The sequence below is a fragment of the Bradyrhizobium sp. Pha-3 genome (assembly GCF_042258615.1).
In the GTDB taxonomy this organism is placed as follows: Bacteria; Pseudomonadota; Alphaproteobacteria; order Rhizobiales; family Xanthobacteraceae; genus Bradyrhizobium.
Genome location: NZ_CP170152.1, coordinates 5,105,722 through 5,125,728, shown reverse-complemented (window position 1 = coordinate 5,125,728; position 20,007 = coordinate 5,105,722). Strand labels below are relative to the sequence as shown.

Below are 20,007 nucleotides of genomic sequence, written 5' to 3'. Positions count from 1 at the left end.
ACGAACGGCTTATGCTGCTGCGCAAAAAGTTCCAATGCGCATTGGAACTTTTGGTTCCATCGACGATTAAGTCCCTCGGTTTGCGTCACAAATCGCGGTTTTGGCGTTTTCCCGCTTGAACAGGTCAAGGGCAGTCATTCTTATGGTCACACTGGCTTTTCCGAGTCCCTGGATTCGTGGCCAGCGCGTAGGGGAAATTACATGACCGATCTCGGTTCGCCGCCTCGTCCCCGTGCTGATCGCCGCACTCAATCATCGAACGGAAGCCTCGATTCCTCGCACGATCTGCTGCAATCGCTGCAGGCGATGCGCGGCGGCGACTTCTCGGTTCGGATGCGTGGTGATTATCTCGGTATCGACGGCAAGATCGCGGACGCCTTCAACGAAATCGCAGCCGCCAACGAGCGCATGGCGCAGCAATTGGCGCGCGTCGGACAGGTCGTCGGCCGTGAGGGACAGACCCGCCAGCGCGTCAATTTCGGCCTCGCCAGCGGCGCCTGGGCCGATATGGAAAGCTCGGTCAACACCCTGATCGACGATTTGCTGTGGCCGACCCGCGAAGTCACCCGCGCGGTGGCTGCGGTGGCGCAGGGCGACCTGCTGCAGACCGTGCAGCTCGACGTCGAGGGCAGGCCGCTACGCGGCGAATTCCTGCAATCGGCGAACATCGTCAACACGATGATCAAGCAGCTCTCGGTGTTTACCTCGGAGGTCACGCGCGTGGCCCGCGAAGTCGGCACCGAGGGCAAGCTCGGCGGCCAGGCCCAGGTGCCGGAAGTGACCGGCGTCTGGAAGGACCTGACCGAGAGCGTCAACTCGATGGCCAACAACCTGACCGGCCAGGTCCGCAACATCGCCGAGGTGACGATCGCGGTCGCCAACGGCGACTTGTCCAAGAAGATCACGGTCGACGTCCGCGGCGAGATCCTGCAGCTGAAGGAGGCCATCAACACGATGGTCGATCAGCTGCGTTCATTCGCCTCGGAAGTGACGCGCGTGGCGCGCGAGGTCGGCACCGACGGCAAGCTCGGTGGCCAGGCGATCGTGCCCGGCGTTGCCGGCACCTGGAAGGACCTGACCGACTCGGTGAACGCGATGTGCGGCAACCTCACCGCCCAGGTCCGCAACATCGCCAACGTGACCACGGCCGTGGCGCGCGGCGACCTGTCGCGCAAGATCACGGTCGACGTCAGCGGCGAGATCCTCGAACTGAAGGACACCATCAACACGATGGTGGACCAGCTCAATTCATTCGCCTCGGAAGTGACGCGCGTGGCGCGCGAAGTCGGTACCGAAGGCAAGCTCGGCGGCCAGGCCCAGGTGCCCGGCGTCGCCGGCACCTGGAAGGACCTGACCGACAACGTTAACTTCATGGCCTCGAACCTGACCGCCCAGGTTCGCAACATCGCCGACGTCGCGACCGCGATCGCCGGCGGCGACCTGTCGAAGAAGATCACGGTGAACGTATCGGGTGAGATCCTTCAGCTGAAGGAGACCCTCAACACGATGGTCGACCAGCTCAACGCGTTTGCGTCGGAAGTGACGCGCGTGGCGCGCGAGGTCGGCACCGAGGGCAAACTCGGCGGCCAGGCCAACGTGCTCGGCGTCGCCGGCACGTGGAAGGATCTCACCGAAAGCGTGAACTCGATGGCGTCGAACCTGACCGCCCAGGTCCGCAACATCGCCGCGGTGACGACCGCGGTCGCCAACGGCGACCTGTCGAAGAAGATCACGGTGGACGTGCGCGGTGAAATTCTCGAGCTGAAGGACACCATCAACACGATGGTCGACCAGCTCAACGCCTTCGCCGGCGAGGTGACGCGCGTGGCGCGCGAGGTCGGCACCGAAGGCAAGCTCGGCGGTCAGGCCATGGTGCGCGGCGTCGCCGGCACCTGGAAGGACCTGACCGACAGCGTCAACTCGATGGCCTCCAATCTCACAGGACAGGTGCGCAACATCGCCGAGGTCGCAACCGCCGTGGCGAAGGGCGACCTGTCGAAGAAGATCACGGTGAACGTGTCGGGTGAAATCCTTCAGCTGAAGGAAACGCTCAACACGATGGTCGACCAGCTCAACGCCTTTGCCGGCGAAGTGACGCGCGTGGCGCGCGAGGTCGGCACCGATGGCAAGCTCGGCGGCCAGGCCGAAGTGCCCGGCGTCGGCGGCACCTGGAAGGACCTGACCGACAGCGTCAACTCGATGGCCGGCAACCTGACGGCGCAGGTCCGCAACATTGCGGAAGTGGCGACCGCGATCGCCGGCGGCGACCTCTCGCGCAAGATCACGGTCGACGTCCGCGGCGAGATCCTCCAGTTGAAGGAAACGCTGAACACGATGGTCGACCAGCTCAACCGCTTTGCGGGTGAGGTGACGCGCGTGGCGCGAGAGGTCGGCACCGAGGGACGTCTGGCCGGCCAGGCCAACGTGCCCGGCGTTGCCGGCACCTGGAAGGATCTGACCGACAGCGTCAACTCGATGGCCGGCAACCTGACGGCGCAGGTCCGCAACATCGCCGAAGTGACGACCGCGGTGGCGCGCGGCGACCTCTCGCGCAAGATCACGGTCGACGTGAAGGGCGAAATCCTCGAGCTGAAGAATACCATCAACACGATGGTCGACCAGCTCAACGGTTTCGCGGGTGAAGTGACGCGCGTGGCGCGCGAGGTCGGTACCGAAGGCAAGCTCGGCGGCCAGGCCGAAGTGCCCGGTGTCGCCGGCACCTGGAAGGACCTGACCGACAACGTCAACTTCATGGCCTCGAACCTGACCGCGCAGGTCCGCAACATCGCCGAGGTCGCGACCGCGATCGCCGGCGGCGATCTGTCGAAGAAGATCACGGTGGACGTGCGCGGCGAGATCCTGCTGCTCAAGGACACCCTGAACACGATGGTCGAGCAGCTGCGCTCGTTTGCCGCCGAAGTGACGCGCGTGGCACGCGAGGTCGGCACCGAAGGGCGGCTGGGCGGCCAGGCCGTGGTGCCCGGCGTCGGCGGCACGTGGAAGGACCTCACCGACAACGTCAACCTCTTGGCCGCGAACCTGACCACGCAGGTCCGCAACATCGCCGAAGTGACGACGGCCGTAGCGCGCGGCGACCTGTCGCGCAAGATCACCGTCGACGTGAAGGGCGAAATCCTCGAGCTGAAGAACACCATCAACACGATGGTGGACCAGCTCAATGCCTTCGCCGGAGAGGTGACGCGCGTGGCGCGCGAAGTCGGCACCGAGGGCAAGCTCGGCGGCCAGGCCGAAGTGCGCGGCGTCGCCGGCACCTGGAAGGATCTGACCGACACCGTCAACGTCATGGCGGCGAACCTGACCGAGCAGGTGCGCGGCATCGTCAAGGTGGTGACCGCGGTCGCGGACGGCGACCTCAAGCAGAACCTGACGGTGAAGTCGAAGGGCGAGGTGGCCGCGCTCGCCGACACCATCAACAACATGACCGAGACGCTTGCGACCTTCGCCGACCAGGTCACCAGCGTCGCGCGCGAAGTCGGCGTCGAAGGACGCTTGGGCGGCCAGGCCAACGTGCCCGGTGCGGCCGGCACCTGGAAGGATCTGACCGGCAACGTCAACCTGCTGGCCGCCAACCTGACGTCCCAGGTCCGCGCCATCGCGGAGGTGGCGACCGCCGTGACCAAGGGCGACCTGACGCGCTCGATTCAGGTCGACGTTCGCGGCGAGGTCGCGGAATTGAAGGACAACATCAACACCATGATCGGGAACCTCCGTCTCACCACGGAGCGCAACACCGAGCAGGACTGGCTGAAGACCAACCTCGCACGCTTCACCAACATGCTGCAGGGCCAGCGCGACCTTGCGACCGTCGGCCGTCTGCTGCTGACCGAGCTGGCGCCGCTGATCAACGCGCATATGGGCGTGATCTATCAGGTCGACAATCCGGAGAGCCCGCAACTGCGGCTGCTTGCTGCCTACGCCAACGACAGCAGCAACCCGCATTCGCAGATCGTCCAGTTCGGCGAGGGTCTGATCGGTCAATGTGCGCTCGACAAGCGCCAGCGCCTGGTCTCGGACATTCCGGGCGACGCGGTGCCGATCAATTCGGCGCTGATGCGGATCATGCCGAAGAACCTGGTCGTATTCCCGGTGCTGTTCGAGAACCAGGTCAAGGCGGTGATCGAGCTGTCCTCGATCTCGTCGTTCACGACCTCGCAGATCACCTTCCTCGAGCAGTTGACCGACAGCATCGGCATCGTGCTCAACAGCATCGAGGCGACGATGCAGACCGAGGCCTTCCTCAAGCAGTCGCAGACGCTCGCCGGCGAGCTCCAGACCCAGCAGAGGGAGCTGCAGCAGACCAACGACCAGCTCGAGCAGAAGGCCCAGCAGCTCGCCGAGCGCAACGTCGACGTCGAGCGCAAGAACCAGGAAATCGAGCAGGCCCGCCGCGCGCTGGAGGAAAAGGCGACCGAGCTTTCGCTGACCTCGAAGTACAAGTCCGAATTCCTTGCCAACATGTCGCACGAGCTGCGCACGCCGCTGAACTCGATCCTGATCCTGGGCCAGCAGCTCACCGAAAATCCCGACGGCAACCTGACCGGCAAGCAGGTCGAGTTCGCCCGCACCATTCATGGCGCCGGCACCGACCTGTTGAACCTGATCAGCGACATCCTCGATCTGTCCAAGATCGAGTCCGGTACGGTTACGGTCGATGCAGAGGAAATTCTGACGTCGAGCCTGCTCGAGACCGTCGGGCGGCCGTTCCGGCACGAGGCGGAGAACCGGCACCTCTCCTTCAGCATCGATGTCGACGGCAACCTTGCGCGCAGCATGGTGACCGACTCCAAGCGGCTGCAGCAGGTGCTGAAGAACCTGCTGTCGAATGCGTTCAAGTTCACCGCGGATGGCGGCGTCAGCCTGACCGTGTCGGCTGCGCTCGGCGGCTGGAGCGCCGAGCATCCGATCCTGAACGCCGCACCTGCCGTCGTCGCATTCGAAGTGTCGGATACCGGCATCGGCATTCCCCAGGACAAGCAGAAGCTGATCTTCGAGGCGTTCCAGCAGGCCGACGCCGGCACCAGCCGCAAATATGGCGGCACCGGCCTTGGCCTTGCCATCAGCCGCGAACTGGCTGGCCTGCTCGGCGGCGAGATCCATCTGCGGAGCGCACCGGGCAAGGGTTCGACCTTCACGCTCTATCTGCCGCTGAAATATGCCGGACCGTCGGTGGCCTTGCGCCCGCAGGCGCTGGCGATGCCGCACACGGCGGCGCCGGCGCTGCAATCGTCAGGCGTACAGGAGCGTGTGATCGAGCAGCTGGCGGACGACCGGCTCGACCTCGAGCCCGGCGACACGATCCTCTTGATCGTCGAGGACGACCCGCATTACGCGCGGGTGCTGATCGATCTGGCGCGCGACAAGGGCTTCAAGGTGCTGGTCGCAAGCCGCGGCGCCGAGGCGCTGGATCTCGCCAAGCAGTTCCAGCCGAGCGCGGTTTCGCTCGACGTCTTCCTGCCCGACATGCTGGGCTGGACGGTGCTGAGCCAGCTCAAGCACAATCCGCTGACCCGTCACATTCCGGTCCAGATCATTACGCTCGACGAGGACCGGCAACATGCGCTGGCGCGCGGCGCCTTCTCCTTCGTCAACAAGCCGACCACGACCGAGGGCGTCAGCGCGGCGCTGTCGCAGATCAAGGAATACGCCAGACCGCGTCGCAAGCGTCTGCTGATTGTGGAGGACAATGCGGCGGAGCAGCTCAGCATCACCGAGTTGCTCGGCCACGAGGATATCGAGATCGTGACCAGCGGAACCGGGGCAGGGGCGCTCTCGACGTTGCGCGAGCATCCGTGCGACTGTGTCGTGCTCGATCTGCGCCTGCCCGACATGAGCGGCTTCGAGGTGCTGGATCAGATCCGCAAGGACGAGACGCTCTCCAATATTCCTGTTGTGGTGTTTACCGGCCGGGAACTTTCGGCTGAAGAGGATGCGGAACTGCACACGATGGCGCGCAGCATCGTCGTCAAAGGCGTGGAGTCGCCTGAACGTCTGCTCGACGAAACGTCACTGTTCCTGCACCGTGTGATCACGGAATTGCCCGTCGAAAAACAAAGGATGCTGGAGAAGCTCAATAGTTCCGATGAGGATCTTATTGGCAAGACCGCGCTCCTGGTCGACGACGACGCCCGCAACATCTTCGCGTTGTCGAGCGTGCTGGAGCGGCGAGGTATGAAGGTGTTGACTGCGACAACCGGTCACGAGGCGATCTCGCTGGTCGAGTCCAGTCCGAAGATCGCGATCGTGCTGATGGACATCATGATGCCGCAGATGGACGGTTACCAGACCATCGGCGCCATCCGGCTAAATCCGGCCTTTGCGCGGCTGCCGATCATTGCACTGACCGCGAAGGCGATGAAAGGCGACCGCGAGAAATGCCTGGAGGCAGGCGCATCCGACTATCTGGCGAAACCCGTGAATACCGAGCAACTGCTGCTGGCGATCCGCATGTGGCTGCACCGCTGATCGGCGATCGAACATGATGGACCATGAAAAGGTGAACATCCTTCTGGTCGATGACCAGCCGGCCAAGCTGCTGGCCTATGAGGTCATCCTGAAGGAGCTCGGCGAGACGCTGGTCGCCGCTTCGTCGGGTCGCGAGGCGCTGGAGTTCCTGCTCAAGAACGAAGTGGCGGTCATCCTGGTCGACGTCTGCATGCCCGAGCTCGACGGTTTCGAGCTCGCGGCGATGATCCGCGAGCATCCGCGCTTTCAAAAGACCGCGATGATCTTCATCTCGGCAATCCAGGTCAGCGACATCGACCGGCTGCGCGGCTACGAGATGGGCGCGGTCGATTACGTGCCGGTGCCGGTTGTGCCGGAAGTGTTGCGCGCAAAAATCCGCGTGTTCGCCGAGCTCTACCGCAAGACACGGCAACTCGAGCGCCTCAATGCCGAGCTCGAGGACCGGGTGCGCGCGCGCACTGCCGAGCTCGAGCAGTCGACCACGCGGCTGGTCGAGAGCGAGGCGCGCCGCAGCATGGCGATTGCCGCGGGCAAGATGGGCTCGTGGGACTGGGATTGGGTCAACGGCGACTGGATGTGGGACGAGGGGCAATACAAGATCTTCGGCGTCGATCCGAAATCCTTCGCACTGACCTCCGACAATATCCAAAGGCTGTTTCATCCCGACGATGTCGAGGAACTCAGGCAGGGCTGGACCGGCTTCGGCAACGGCCACACCTCTTATGAGGCCGAATTCCGCGTCGTGCGGCCGGACGGCGAGATACGCTGGTGCGTCGGCACGGCCGCGGCGACCAGCGACAGGAACGGCAGGGTGGTGCGGGTCAGCGGCGTCACCGTCGACATCACCGATCGCAAGAAGGCCGAGGAACGGCAGAGCCTGTTGACCCGCGAGGTCGACCATCGCGCCAAGAACGCGCTCGCGCTGGCGCAGTCGATCGTGCGCCTGACGCGCGCGCAGAACGTGACCGCCTATGTGCGGGCGGTCGAGGGCCGCATCACGGCGCTGGCGCGGGTTCATACCGTACTGTCGCTGTCGAGCTGGCAGGGCGCCGAAATCCGGCGGCTGGTGACCGAGGAGATCGCGCCTTATTCCGAGGCCGGGCAGATCCAGATCGCCGGCGGCGAGGTGCAGTTGCAGCCCGCGACCGCGCAGACGCTGGCACTGGCGCTGCACGAGCTCGTCACCAACTCCGCCAAATATGGCAGCCTGTCGGTGTTGCCGGGCCGGCTCGCGATTACCTGGGAAGTGGAGGACGACACGCTGATCCTGGCCTGGGTGGAGTCCGGCGGGCCTCCGGTGACCAAGCCGAAGCAGAAGGGCTTCGGCACACGAAGTGTCATCGCCAGCATCGAGACCCAACTCGGCGGACGGGCCGACTTCGATTGGCGCGCCGAGGGCCTGATCTGCCGGCTGACGGTTCCTCTCAAGCCGCTTGTTGGAGACACGCCGGCGTTCCGCGAACCGACGACGGCCGAGCGCAAGCCCATGGTCCGTTCCAGGGCCGTGTAGTGCGTGCTGCGGAGCAGCTCGCCTGCTGATGTGACGGCGCCTCTCAATGGACATTGATGCAGACGACATTGTGAACGCAGCTTGAGCGCGAGCTGCGCTATGAGCTGCGCGTGTGACAGGGACGTCGCGCGAGGAGCAAATGCCCAAAATGAACCTTGCCGGCGTAGGTCTGTCGGTCGTCATCCTCGCAGCGACCGGCATCGCGCGGTCGGGCGCTGAATCTGTGCTGAAAGGCGCGGAGGCGTTCGGCGACTGGCAGCGCGACAGACCGGGCACGGTGCGCTTGATCACGCCGCAGGACTTGCCCAAGCCGGGCGAAACGGCTTCCAGCAGCAATTGGTCCCGCGTCGTGTCGCGCCCCGCATCGGCGGTGCCCCAGGTGCCGGCGGGGTTCAAGGTCGAGCTGTTTGCGAGTGGGCTGAGTGGTCCGCGTATTATCCGGACCGCGCCCAACGGCGATATCTTCGTCGTGGAAACCAGCTCCGGCCGCATCCGTGTCCTGCGCAGCGCCGACGGCGCCACAAGGCCGGCGACCAATGAGGTCTACGCATCCGGACTGAACCGGCCGTTCGGCATCGCGTTCTTTCCAAACGGCGACAATCCGCAATGGCTCTACGTCGCCAACACCGACAGCGTCGTGCGCTTTGCCTACCGCAACGGTGACCTCAAGGCGTCGGGAAAGCCTGAGAGCATCGTCGCAAACCTTCCCCACGGTTACGCCCATTCCACGCGTGACATCGTGTTCACATCAGACGACAAGCGCATGCTGGTGTCGGTCGGCTCCGCCGGCAACGCAGGCGAGGGGCTTGGCCGGCCGCCGGAAGGTATCGAAAGCTGGAGCCGCGACCACGCGCTTGGTGCCGCCTGGGGATCGGAAACCGATCGTGCGGCCGTGCTGGCCTTCGATCCCGACGGCAAGAACCAGAAACTGTTCGCCACGGGCATCCGCAACTGCGTCGGTCTCGCGATCCAGCCTGGAAGCGGCACACCCTGGTGTTCGACCAACGAGCGCGACGGCCGCGGCGACAACCTCGTGCCCGACTATGTGACGCGTATCCGCGAGGGCGCGTTCTACGGCTGGCCCTGGTACTATATCGGCGCCAACGAAGACCCCGCGCATGCCGGCGCGCGGCCCGACCTCAAGGACAAGGTGACTACTCCCGACGTGCTGTTGCAGGCGCACTCGGCCTCGCTCGGTATGACCTTCTACACCGGCAGCAGTTTTCCGGCCGAGTATCGCGGCGACGCGTTTGCAGCCGAACACGGCTCGTGGAATCGCGCGAAGCGCACCGGCTACAAGATCATCCGCATCAGGTTGAAGGACGGGGTGCCGACCGGCGAGTACGAGGATTTCGTCACCGGCTTCGTCATCGGCGACAATGAGGTCTGGGGCCGTCCGGTGGGCGTCACCGTGGCGCGGGACGGCGCGCTGCTGGTCTCCGAAGACGGCAACGGCACGATCTGGCGCGTCAGCCACGACTAAAGCGCGATGAGATCAGGTTGAATCGTCATCGCGCTTTAGCTTCTTGTTTGAGCATGATCTTTTCGGAAAACCGCTTCACACTTTTCCGGATCATGCTTTAGCCGTTCGATCTTCGCCGGGGTTTTCAGGGCATCGCCGCGGCGACGGCTGCTAGCCCAGTCCGTCCTTGAGGCCGTATTCCTCATAGATCGTCAAGGGATCGGTATCGGGAAACAACCGGCACTTGGCTTGCGCAAGATGCAGCGTGACGGCTCCGGCCTCACATCTCGCGGCCAGGAGCTTCCGCACGTCCTCCATATGCGCGCGTGGCTGATGCTTCGACGGCAACTGTTCGAGCGCGACCAGCGCAGTGGCCAGCGCTTCCGTGACCACCCAATCGTCGTGCCCGGTAATTCCCTTTCGCGGCATCACCACACCCTCCGTCACACCGGCTGCGACATTGTAGCGCGAGATGGGTGGGGGCTGTCATCAACCAACATGGGCAGGGCGGCCAGGAACCGGTTGGCGCGGCGCTGCCACGATGCGCCGCAGGGAACCAGCGTGGCGGCGCGCGCAGGCAATGCTTAGAACGACGGTTACGTCCCTTCATCAGCGAGTCAGCCCGCCCGATGTTCGAACCCTATCTCTCGGCGAGGCGCACGGCGGCATCCAAAGCTGGATCGCCGGCGCTTGCTGTCATGGATCCTCGCCTGGACCGGCTTGTCGGCGGCATGGTTCCTTGGCGATGACGATCCGCTCGCCGAGATCGACCGGATGGCGTAGGGCGCGCAGCGCTAAGCCGCCGCGGCGCTGGCTCCGCTCAGTGACACACTCAAGATCCGCCACTTCGATATATCGAAGAAGTAGGCGGCCTTGATCCGCGCGGACGCGGGATCCGGCGCCTGAATCGCCGTGTGGAATTTACGCTCCCCATCGCTCAGCGATACCCGGAATGTCTGCATTGGTCGAACCTCCACGCGCGGATGCTGCGGCAAGGAGGGTTAAGATCCGGTTGCTGACAGCGGTCCTGCGTGGCGCACGCGCGTCTCACGCGCTGCCGTTCTCAAGTGAAGTCTGCGGCAGCCGCACAATGGTGTCTTCTGCGCCGACGACGCGTCCATCCTGCGCTCTCAGCTCGAGGCGGCGCACCGGCAGCCCGTTCTTTCGATCCACCAGCAGCACATGCGCTTCGTCGGGCTCGAAGAAAAAATCCTCACCCCACTGCCGGAGCGCGACAAGGAGCGGGAACAGCCCGCGTCCTTTTTCGGTCAGCACATATTCTTGATACGGGCTGCCGTCCGCTGCGGGCACGGTCTCCATGATTCCGTGCGCCAGGAGATTTCGGAGCCGTGCGGCGAGGATGTTCTTGGCAAGCCCGAGGCTCTTCTGAAATTCGCCGAACCGGCGCAGCCCGTCGAATGCATCGCGGACGATCAACAGCGACCACCAGTCGCCGATCGCATCCAGCGGCCGGGCCACGCCGCACATCGAGTCCCTGTGGCTCACTCGCTTCGCCATCGTGGTCCGCCTGACGCTGCTCAATCCATGTTCTGATCGGTGGGCGCGGCCCGAAAGATCGCCCAGTCGGAAGCTCGATATATCGGTTGCAAAGTAAAACCACAAGCGATACACGGTGGTTTCAATCTAAAACCAACCGGGGCCAAGCCATGATCCAAGCCGACGCCACCTTCGACGGCACCTTTCCTTTCGCGCCGCATTTCAGCACGGCCCCTGGCTTCCGGATGCATCACGTCGACGAAGGCCCACGGGACGGCGAGGTGGTGCTCTGCCTCCATGGCGAACCGACCTGGGGCTACCTGTTTCGCCATCTGGTGCCGGCCCTCAGCGCGACGCACCGCGTGGTCGTTCCGGATCACATGGGGTTCGGCAAGAGCGCGACGCCGGCGGAGCGCAGCTATTGGCTGCAGGACCATGTCGACAATCTCGAAGCGCTGGTCCTCGCGCTCGATCTCACCGACGTAACGCTGGTCATGCATGACTTTGGCGGCCCGGTCGGCATGGGGTTCGCCGTCCGCCATCCGGATCGCATCCGCCGCATCATCTCCGCAAACGGGCCGACGCCGTTCGGGCAGAGCGATCTGTTCGCGCGCGTCGCCGCCAATGCGGCGGCTTCGCCGTGGTTTCAATGGATCGCAAAAGCCGAAGCGAACGGCGAGCTCGAGCCGGTTCTCGGCCAACTCGGCTTCAACATCCTGAGCACGCTCAAGCTCAACGGCTTCGAGAACAACGCCGTCATCACCGACGCATGGCTTGCCGCCTACGGCGCCCCCTTCGCGCGCCCGGCTGACTGCCTCGGTGCGATCGGATGGGCCAGGGGCTTTGCGACCGGTGCGCACAGGCTCGACGCGCCGGATCCCGCCGCCGACCGCGCGATCCGCAGCAAGCCTGCGCTCGCCATCTGGGGCGAGGCGGACCGCACGCTGCACGCAGGGCATTTCCTGCCGCTGTTTTCCGCGATCTTCCCGGCGGCACCGGTCAGGCGTCTCGCCGGCGTCGGGCATTACTGTCTTGAGGATGCCCCGGAGGAAATCGGCGGCCTGATCGCGGAGTTCATTCGGCAGACCTGACTGCGTGCCCGATCGCGTGCGAGGGGCAGGGCAGCAAAGGCGCCGGTCAGGCGGCAGAGGCTTCTGACGTTGATCGGATCATGCCTGCTCGCAAGGAACGAGCAGGACGGTCACATCGCCAAATCTCGATTGGCGTGTGATTGGCTCAGCTCGCGCCTGCGATAATGATGAGGTTGTTGATGACAGGCGTTGAGCAGAACGCCACCACAAGGGCAATCCTGGAAAGGCTTTCGCTGCGCCAGAGCAGCGCGATGACGAGGTACGTCAAACCCAATTTCGGGATCAGCCACCGGGCACCGAACCAGGTCTGGGCCATCTCCATGAACGGGTTTGCCTCGCCGAACCCGAGCTCCAAAATCCTGTTGGTGGTCGCGAGGTCCGCGCATCCAAGGAGCAGCACGGAGAGCAGCAGCAGTGCCTTCACCCAATTCATTTCAGCCTCTTGGTGCCGAGCGCCAGCCTAGCAATGTTCCTATCATTTGGGCTGATTCGTTAATTGTCTGTTGCGGCAGGAGATTCAACCGCCGCACCGGGATGAGCGCCCGGCCAGTCAGCATACCGCTGCGTCGGTTACCCCCCTTGCATTTGCTCTAAACGACACCAGCGCCCCTGACGGAACCGTACATTTCGATCGCGGGGGCACACAGACGAATGGCCGTGACATTTAGCGCCGCTCGTCCTCTCGGCGAATACCTCGGATCGCCACCGATTGGCTTTTGGGCCGTCGCTGCGGCTGTACGGAGGGAGATGTCACGCTTGCGTCGTCTTGATTTAGATCAACCGCCAAACGGAAATATGTCGCGGTGATCGCCGAGAGCCGGCGATCGTTGTCGCGCGGCTCTTGTTCACCGTCCGGCTTGGAAGCGCAAAGCTCTTATGACAGAGTTTATCACATCCCGTTGGCTGGGCGACTTCTTGTTCGCTTTCGGTGCGTTGTTTGCGATCATCAATCCTTACGGCTTGGCCTTCATTTTCCACGATAGAACGATCGGGCTCACCGATCGCGAGCGTGCCCGCATCGCTCTTCGCATTGCGGTGTATGCGTTCGCAGTCATTCTCATGTCTCTCTTTGTGGGAGGTCATGTTCTTCGCTTCTTTGGCATCACGATGCCGGCGCTACGGATCGGAGGCGGCCTTGTTGTTGCAGCGACTGGCTGGTCGATGCTCCACGCCGCGCCGGTCGCGCACGACGTGCATGCGACGTCGACCGCGGGCTTTTCGGCGATCCGGCGAATGGCGTTCTTCCCGATGACGATCCCCTTGACGACGGGGCCGGGAACAATCGCGACTGCGATCGCAATCGGCACCAATCGCCCTGACGACATGGATGGCCTGTTTTATTCGTCCGTCGTGTTCCTGCTCGTTACGGTGTGTGTGACCGCAACGATCTATCATGCCTATCGAAGGTCGAGCGCGATGGCCCGGCTGTTCGGGGAAGAGGGAACGAGCGTGGTCACGAAGCTTTCCGCTTTTCTGCTGCTGTGTATTGGGGTTCAGATCGTGATCACCGGCGTGGTCGAGGTCGCGCGGTCGGTGACCGGCATCTCTGTGTAGTCCGCCTCGATCGACGGGATGGGCGCGCCCCAAGCAGTTGCCGGGGCCGTCGACCGACCCGGTTGGCGCGTACCTGCCAGGCGGTGCCCTTGCTTTCAAATAAGCAGGGCAGCCGCTACCAGTGCGATAGGGCAAAGTCCGAGGACGATGATGCCCGAGCGGAAGAGAATTTCGGCCATAAGCACCCCCACGATCGACAGAGGCACCTTTAAGTATAGGCCGGGAGGATTTCTCTCCGAAAGTGCACTTTGTGCCATTCGGGTCTGGAGGAACAGGTCAACGCCGGGTCCGTGGCGGCTTGCCGAGATGGACTTGCCAAGTGCCGTGTTCACGAAGCCATCCAGTTATGTTGACGGCTGCGCAATCCCAAGGCTCGATTGTGGGGGGAACGTCGTTGCTTTCCGCCGCCTTGTTCGATGCTTTTGGATGAGGCTTCGCGAAGCTGCTTTCGGCCCGTTCTCCGGCATGTGACTTCCCCATGACATTTTCCTCCAGAGCAATGAGCAGTGTCTCGATCGTTGATCCTTCGCTGGGAAGTGCCGAGGTGTTTCTGATCATCACAGGGGGAACGCCAGGCAAATGACCTGCGGATCCCCTCCGTGGCGCTCCTGAAAGCCAAATTTGGCGAAAACCTTCCGCATCGCCGTGTTCTCCGGCAGGACGTCGGCGACGAGCTGCTCGAGCCCGGCCGTGCGCGCCAGAATAATAAGGTGGCGCATCAGCAAGGTGCCAACGCCCAGTCCCTGATAGTCGTCGATGGTCACGAAGGCGATCTCGGCCATTCCGGAGTCCGTGACGACGTAGCGACCGCCGCCGATGATCACCTCGTGTTCGTCCTCATCGGCAAGCGCGATCAAGGCGACGTGACTGGTGAAATCGATGTTCATGAAGAAATCGACTTCCTTCTTCGAGAAGCTTCGCTTGGGACCGAAGAAGCGACGTTGCAGCGACTGGCTGCTCGTGCGGCCGATCGCAGCCAACATATCGTCCTGGTCATCAGCCCGTAACATGCGGATCTCGACGCTCCGGCCATCGCGCAGACGTTCGCTCGCTGCATAATTCTCAGGCACGGGCATCAACCTGTCCTCCGGCGCCAGAAAGGCGCACGGCCGCGCCCGTGGCTTGACCTAAATCAACGATCCGGGCGCGCCAGATGCTTTCAATCGGGGGCGTTGGCGGAGGGACCGAAACGATGTCGCTGGACAATCCGCAACTCCCGGGCGGCCCAATGTCTGGGGTCGTCGCCAAGGCCGTGGAGTACATGGTAGATGCCGGGCAGCGTAGCGTGCTGCTTCTGGATATCCTGCGCCAACGCGGCGATCAGTATCGCGAGCATGTTGCCCAGACGGCGCCCCACGTCCTGAGCTATGCAGCCGAGCTCATCCTGGACGGCCGCACGCTCGAGCAGCCTGTCAACTATGCGTTGGTGCGTATCATCCCGCCCAAGGGTGTGGAAATCGACCGCGACCGCCGCCCGTTCGTTGTCGTCGACCCACGTGCGGGTCATGGCCCGGGGATCGGCGGCTTCAAGGCCGACAGTGAGATCGGCGTCGCGATGAAGGCAGGCCATCCCTGCTATTTCATCGGCTTCCTGCCCGAGCCAATGCCGGGCCAGACCATCGAGCGCATTGCCCGCGCCGAAGCCATCTTCATCGAAAAGGTCATCGAGCGGCATCCCGAGGCTGACGGCAAACCGTGCGTGATCGGCAACTGCCAAGCCGGCTGGGCGATCATGATCCTGGCCGCATTACGGCCGGAACTGTTCGGTCCGGTGATCGTGGCGGGCGCGCCGCTCGCTTATTGGGCCGGCGTCCACGGCAAGTATCCGATGCGTTACTCCGGCGGGCTGCTTGGCGGAAGCTGGCTGACGGCGCTTTCCAGTGACCTCGGCGCCGGCAAGTTTGACGGTGCCTGGCTGGTGCAAAACTTCGAGAGCCAGAATCCATCGAATACGTTGTGGACCAAGCAGTACAACGTCTACACCAAGGTCGACACCGAGGCGGATCGCTATCTCGAGTTCGAACGCTGGTGGGGCGGGCACGTCAACCTCAATGCCGAGGAGATCCAGTTCATTGTCGATGAACTCTTCATCGGCAACAACTTGGCCGCGGGGCGCGTCAAGATGTCCGACGGGACCGCAGTCGATCTGCGCAATATTCGTTCGCCGATCGTGGTGTTCTGCTCAAAAGGGGACAACATCACGCCTCCGCAACAGGCGCTGGACTGGATTCTGGATCTCTATGCGGATGTCGACGAGATCAGGGCGCATGGGCAGACCATTGTCTACACCGTGCATGAGACGGTCGGTCATCTCGGCATATTCGTTTCCGGTGGCGTCGCCAAGAAAGAGCATGCGGAATTCTCGAGCAACATCGATTTGATCGACGTGCTGCCACCCGGCCTTTACGAGGCGACGTTCGAGGCGAGGGGATCCGACACGCTCAATGATGAGCTTGCGGTTGGGCAGTGGGTGATGCGCTGCGAGGCCCGTACGCTCGACGACATCCGCGCGATGGGTGGGAACTCGCCGGAGGACGAGCGGCGGTTCGAGACTGCCAAACGGGTCTCCGAAATGAATCTCGCCGCTTATCAGAAATTCGTGCAGCCTTGGGTCAAATCGATGGTGACGCCACAGATGGCGGAGATGATGCGCAACTGGCATCCGCTCCGCCTGCAATACGAGGCGTTCAGCAGCGAGAACCCCTGGATGAAGATGGTGGAGAACGCTGCGGACAAGGCCCGCGAAGCGCGCAAGCCGGTCGCAAAGGACAATCCCTTCCTGGCGTTCCAGGAGCGGGTATCGAAGCAGATCGTCAGTTCGCTCGATCAGTGGCGCGACTCGCAGGAGGCGCTGAGCGAGGCGATGTTCCTTGCCATCTATGGCTCGCCGGCGTTGCAGGCCGCGGTCGGGGTTGATCCGCAGTCGACCCCCTCCCAACGCCGCGAGATGGATCCAAAGCACCGAGAGCTCTTGCAAGCTCGTATCGCGGAGCTGACATCCCGGATCAACTCCGGTGGCATGCGAGAGGCCGGCATTCGGGCCTTGCTTTATGTCGGATCGGCCCGGGGCATGGTGGACGAGCGCAGTCTCGAGGCGCTGCGGCGGCTTCGCCAGGCCGATGAGGCCGCGCGCGTGACACTCGCGGAATTCAAGATGCTGGTCCGCGAGCAGTTCTTCATGCTGCTGCTCAATCGAGAGGCCGCACTGGCGGCCATTCCAAAACTCCTGCCGGACGACATGGACGCGCGCCGCAGGGCGTTTGCAGCCATTCAAGACGTGCTGTCGGCCAGTGCGGAGATATCCGGCGAAGTGGCCACGCGATTGAATCAGGTCGCCGGGCTGTTCGGGCTCGACGGTCACAACAACACCGTCCCCTTCGATCCGAAGGCCCGGGCGTCATAGCAAGTCGGAGCGGAGTAATGGGTGTCATGACAGCCGGACCGAACCAAGCCCAGCCAGGATCAAAATACGATCGTCTCATCGTCGCCGCGAAGGGCGTTCCCTCGGTTTCCACGATCGTCGTGCATCCCTGCGATGAGAGCTCGCTGCGAGGTGCGATCGAATCCGCCGAGGCTGGCATCATCAAGCCGATTCTCGTCGGGCCGGCTGGGCGGATCCGAGATACCGCGGTGAAGCACAATATCGATATTGCGGACTGTGAGATCGTCGACACGCCGCCGACTGAGGCTGCTGCCGCGGCCAGGGGCGTCGAGTTGATTCATGAAGGTCGAGGCGAAGTCCTGATGAAGGGCAGCCTCCACACCGATGAACTGATGCGCAGCGTGACAGCAAAGGTCGGCGGGTTGCGCACCGACCGGCGCATCAGCCACGTATTCGTGATGGACGTGCCGGCGTATTCCGAAACGGTGTTCGTCACCGATGCCGCCATCAACATCTTCCCCGACCTGGACGACAAACGCGACATCATCCAGAATGCCGTCGACCTCTACAATCAGGCCGGCTTCGGCACGACACCTCGGGTGGCGATCCTGTCGGCAGTCGAGACGGTGACGGCGAAGATTCCGTCGACGATTGAAGCGGCGGCGCTCTGCAAGATGGCAGACCGCAAGCAGATCACCGGCGCGTTGCTCGATGGTCCGCTTGCCTTCGACAATGCGATCGACATGGAGGCGGCGCGGATCAAGGGCATCAGGTCCGAGGTCGCTGGCCGGGCGCAGATTCTGGTCGTGCCCGACCTCGAGTCAGGCAACATGCTGGCGAAGAACCTGGCCTATTTCGCCAAGGCGGATGGCGCCGGCATCGTGCTCGGCGCACGGGTGCCGGTCGTGCTGACGTCGCGCGCCGATTCTGCGCGGTCACGGATGGCATCCGCTGCGGTGGCCTGCCTGTACGCGGCGGCCCGGCGTCGCGGTGCTCCCATCGCTGCCGCGTGACTGTCATGGATACGATCCTCGTCGTCAACGCCGGCTCCTCCAGCGTGAAATTCCAGGTCTTCGCGGTGGAGGCCGAGGGCCGGCTGGCGCGGCAGCTAAAGGGCCAGATCGATGGCATCGGCAGCCGGCCGCGGATGCGTGCCAGCGGCCCCAGCGGCGAGCCGCTGGTCGACCGGGCCTATCCGATCGAAGCAGTTGCCGACGTTCCTGCCGCTATGTCCGTCGCCGGCGCCTGGCTGAGAGATGAGCTCAACATCAACCCTGTGGCCGTCGGCCATCGGGTTGTTCACGGCGGCCCGGATTACGGGCACCCAGTGCTGATCGACCCTGTGGTCGTGTCGCGGCTGGAACGCTACGCGCCGCTGGCGCCGCTGCACCAGCCACACAATCTGGCGCCCATCAAATCCCTGCTAGCCAATTTTCCGGCCCTGCCGCAGGTGGCCTGCTTCGATACGGCGTTCCACCGCGATCATGACCCGCTGGCGGACCATTATGCCATTCCGCACCAGCTGTACGCCGAAGGCGTCAGGCGCTACGGCTTCCACGGCCTGTCCTACGAATATGTGGCCAAGCGGCTGCCGCAGCTGGCGCCGGAGGTCGCGGTCGGTCGTGTGATCGTGGCTCATCTCGGCAGCGGCGCCTCGATGTGTGCGATGCGGGCAGGCCGGAGTGTCGAAAGCACGATGGGATTTACGGCTCTCGATGGCCTCGCGATGGGAACGCGGCCCGGCCAGATCGATCCCGGTGTCGTCCTGTATCTGCTCAGCGAGAAGAGAATGTCCGCGCCCAAGGTGCAGGACTTCCTGTACCGCGATTGCGGCCTGAAAGGTCTATCCGGCGTCAGCAACGACATGCGCGAGCTTGAGAATAGCGCCGACCCGCGGGCTGTATTTGCGGTCGACTATTTCATTTATCGCGTTGGCCTCAACGCCGGCATGCTGGCAGCCGCGCTGGAGGGGCTAGACGGCTTCGTCTTCACCGCGGGGATCGGCGAAAACTCCGTTTCGATCCGTGCCCGCATCTCGGAACGGCTGGCATGGCTCGGGATCGAGCTCGATCCAGTCGAGAACGCACGGCATGCCACCAGGATATCCCGATCGGACAGCCGAATCCCCGTCTACGTCGTGCCGACCGACGAGGAACTGATGATCGCGCAGCATACGCTGACGCTGCTCATGAACCAGCCATCGCCAAATCCAAAACGCGAGAGAGTGTCATGAACATCCCGGTTTATCCCGAGACCAATGTCGCGCTGAAAGGCAAGAAGGGTTTGATCGTCGGCATAGCCAATGACCAATCGATCGCCTGGGGCTGTGCCAAGGCGTTTCGCGCGCTCGGTGCCGAGCTCGCTGTCACCTACCTGAACGAGAAGGCCAAGAAGCACGTCGAACCGCTGGCCAAGGCGCTGGAATCGCCGATCTTCATGCCGCTCGACGTGATGGTCGAGGGCGAGACCGAAAAAGTCTTCGAGCGGATCGGAAAGGAGTGGGGGCAGCTCGATTTCCTGCTTCACTCGATCGCGTTCTCACCGAAAGAAGCCTTGCATGGCCGTGTGGTCGACGTCGACCGGGCGGGCTTCCAGAAGACCATGGATGTATCCTGCTGGTCGTTCATGCGCATGGCCCATCTCGCCGAACCGCTGATGAAGAACGGCGGCACGATGTTCACCATGACCTATTACGGCAGCCAGATGGTGGTGAAGAACTACAATGTCATGGGCGTCGCGAAGGCGGCGCTCGAGGCGGCGGTGCGCTACATCGCCGCCGAGCTCGGACCAAAAGGCATTCGGGTCCATGCCATCTCGCCTGGGCCACTTGCCACGCGCGCAGCATCCGGCATTCCAGAATTCGACGAACTGATGGACAAGGCGCAGTCGCAGGCGCCGACGCGCAGCCTCGTCAGCATCGACGACGTCGGTAAGGCTACAGCGTTCCTTGCCCTTGACGGTGCAAAGCTGATCACGGGAGACGTACTCTATGTCGACGGGGGCTACCACATCATCGATTAGAGGGCGG

Annotated in this window: 15 protein-coding genes and 1 pseudogene; 10 read left to right on the top strand and 6 right to left on the bottom strand. The window is 63.5% G+C overall.

From position 1 onward, the window contains the following. Positions 1-201: 201 nt before the first annotated feature. The 3 genes from ACE10Z_RS24475 to ACE10Z_RS24465 all read left to right on the top strand — a co-directional run bounded on the left by ACE10Z_RS24475 (position 202) and on the right by ACE10Z_RS24465 (position 9,476). The gene (locus tag ACE10Z_RS24475) at positions 202-6,483 is read left to right on the top strand and encodes a HAMP domain-containing protein (RefSeq protein WP_375783054.1); all 6,282 of its coding nucleotides are present in this window, start codon (positions 202-204) and stop codon (positions 6,481-6,483) included. Positions 6,484-6,499: 16 nt separating this feature from the next. Next, positions 6,500-7,993 (top strand): sensor histidine kinase, encoded by a 1,494-nt coding sequence (locus ACE10Z_RS24470; protein ID WP_375789908.1) that lies wholly within the window; start codon positions 6,500-6,502, stop codon positions 7,991-7,993. A 139-nt stretch (positions 7,994-8,132) separates the two neighbouring features. Continuing rightward, on the top strand, positions 8,133-9,476 hold the full coding sequence (locus ACE10Z_RS24465) for a PQQ-dependent sugar dehydrogenase (RefSeq protein ID WP_375783053.1): 1,344 nt from the start codon (positions 8,133-8,135) through the stop codon (positions 9,474-9,476). A gap of 150 nt (positions 9,477-9,626) precedes the next feature. Here the strand turns inward: ACE10Z_RS24465 and ACE10Z_RS24460 are convergent, their stop codons facing one another. Beyond that, complete coding sequence (locus ACE10Z_RS24460; protein ID WP_375783052.1) at positions 9,627-9,884, bottom strand: hypothetical protein; 258 nt, start codon at positions 9,882-9,884, stop codon at positions 9,627-9,629. Positions 9,885-10,097: 213 nt separating this feature from the next. Between ACE10Z_RS24460 and ACE10Z_RS24455 the strand changes: the two are divergent. After that, positions 10,098-10,142 (top strand): annotated as a pseudogene (locus ACE10Z_RS24455) (hypothetical protein); the annotation flags it as partial. Between the two features lie 107 nt (positions 10,143-10,249). Here the strand turns inward: ACE10Z_RS24455 and ACE10Z_RS24450 are convergent. After that, complete coding sequence (locus ACE10Z_RS24450; RefSeq protein WP_375783051.1) at positions 10,250-10,417, bottom strand: hypothetical protein; 168 nt, start codon at positions 10,415-10,417, stop codon at positions 10,250-10,252. An 85-nt stretch (positions 10,418-10,502) separates the two neighbouring features. Further along, positions 10,503-10,973 carry a winged helix-turn-helix transcriptional regulator gene (locus ACE10Z_RS24445; protein WP_375783050.1) on the bottom strand — a complete coding sequence of 157 codons (471 nt, stop codon included), beginning with the start codon at positions 10,971-10,973 and terminating at the stop codon, positions 10,503-10,505. Positions 10,974-11,122: 149 nt separating this feature from the next. Here ACE10Z_RS24445 and ACE10Z_RS24440 point away from each other — a divergent pair, with 149 nt between their 5' ends. Further along, on the top strand, positions 11,123-12,043 hold the full coding sequence (locus ACE10Z_RS24440; RefSeq protein WP_375783049.1) for an alpha/beta fold hydrolase: 921 nt from the start codon (positions 11,123-11,125) through the stop codon (positions 12,041-12,043). A gap of 145 nt (positions 12,044-12,188) precedes the next feature. On the opposite strand, the gene ACE10Z_RS24435 is transcribed toward ACE10Z_RS24440, so the two are convergent. Beyond that, a complete protein-coding gene (locus tag ACE10Z_RS24435; protein WP_375783048.1) occupies positions 12,189-12,476 on the bottom strand; it encodes a DUF5658 family protein in 288 nt (95 codons plus the stop codon). A 443-nt stretch (positions 12,477-12,919) separates the two neighbouring features. On the opposite strand from ACE10Z_RS24435, the gene ACE10Z_RS24430 reads away from it, so the two are divergent. Then, the gene (locus ACE10Z_RS24430) at positions 12,920-13,597 is read left to right on the top strand and encodes a MarC family protein (protein WP_375783047.1); all 678 of its coding nucleotides are present in this window, start codon (positions 12,920-12,922) and stop codon (positions 13,595-13,597) included. Between the two features lie 95 nt (positions 13,598-13,692). Here ACE10Z_RS24430 and ACE10Z_RS24425 read toward each other — a convergent pair whose 3' ends face one another. Continuing rightward, positions 13,693-13,929 carry a hypothetical protein gene (locus ACE10Z_RS24425; RefSeq protein WP_375783046.1) on the bottom strand — a complete coding sequence of 79 codons (237 nt, stop codon included), beginning with the start codon at positions 13,927-13,929 and terminating at the stop codon, positions 13,693-13,695. Between the two features lie 225 nt (positions 13,930-14,154). Continuing rightward, a complete protein-coding gene (locus ACE10Z_RS24420) occupies positions 14,155-14,673 on the bottom strand; it encodes a GNAT family N-acetyltransferase (protein WP_375783045.1) in 519 nt (172 codons plus the stop codon). Positions 14,674-14,789: 116 nt separating this feature from the next. Between ACE10Z_RS24420 and ACE10Z_RS24415 the strand changes: the two genes are divergently transcribed. Genes ACE10Z_RS24415 through fabI form a run of 4 tightly spaced genes read left to right on the top strand, consistent with a single transcriptional unit; the run spans position 14,790 to position 20,000 of the window. Further along, the gene (locus tag ACE10Z_RS24415) at positions 14,790-17,000 is read left to right on the top strand and encodes a DUF3141 domain-containing protein (RefSeq protein WP_375783044.1); all 2,211 of its coding nucleotides are present in this window, start codon (positions 14,790-14,792) and stop codon (positions 16,998-17,000) included. A 26-nt stretch (positions 17,001-17,026) separates the two neighbouring features. Then, positions 17,027-17,992, top strand: a complete 966-nt coding sequence (locus ACE10Z_RS24410; protein WP_375789907.1) for a phosphate acetyltransferase — start codon at positions 17,027-17,029, stop codon at positions 17,990-17,992. 5 nt (positions 17,993-17,997) lie between these two features. Then, the gene (locus tag ACE10Z_RS24405; protein ID WP_375783043.1) at positions 17,998-19,212 is read left to right on the top strand and encodes an acetate/propionate family kinase; all 1,215 of its coding nucleotides are present in this window, start codon (positions 17,998-18,000) and stop codon (positions 19,210-19,212) included. Further along, on the top strand, positions 19,209-20,000 hold the full coding sequence (gene fabI, locus ACE10Z_RS24400; RefSeq protein WP_298362461.1) for an enoyl-ACP reductase FabI: 792 nt from the start codon (positions 19,209-19,211) through the stop codon (positions 19,998-20,000). The genes ACE10Z_RS24405 and fabI overlap by 4 nt, the downstream gene beginning before the upstream one ends. Positions 20,001-20,007: the final 7 nt, after the last annotated feature.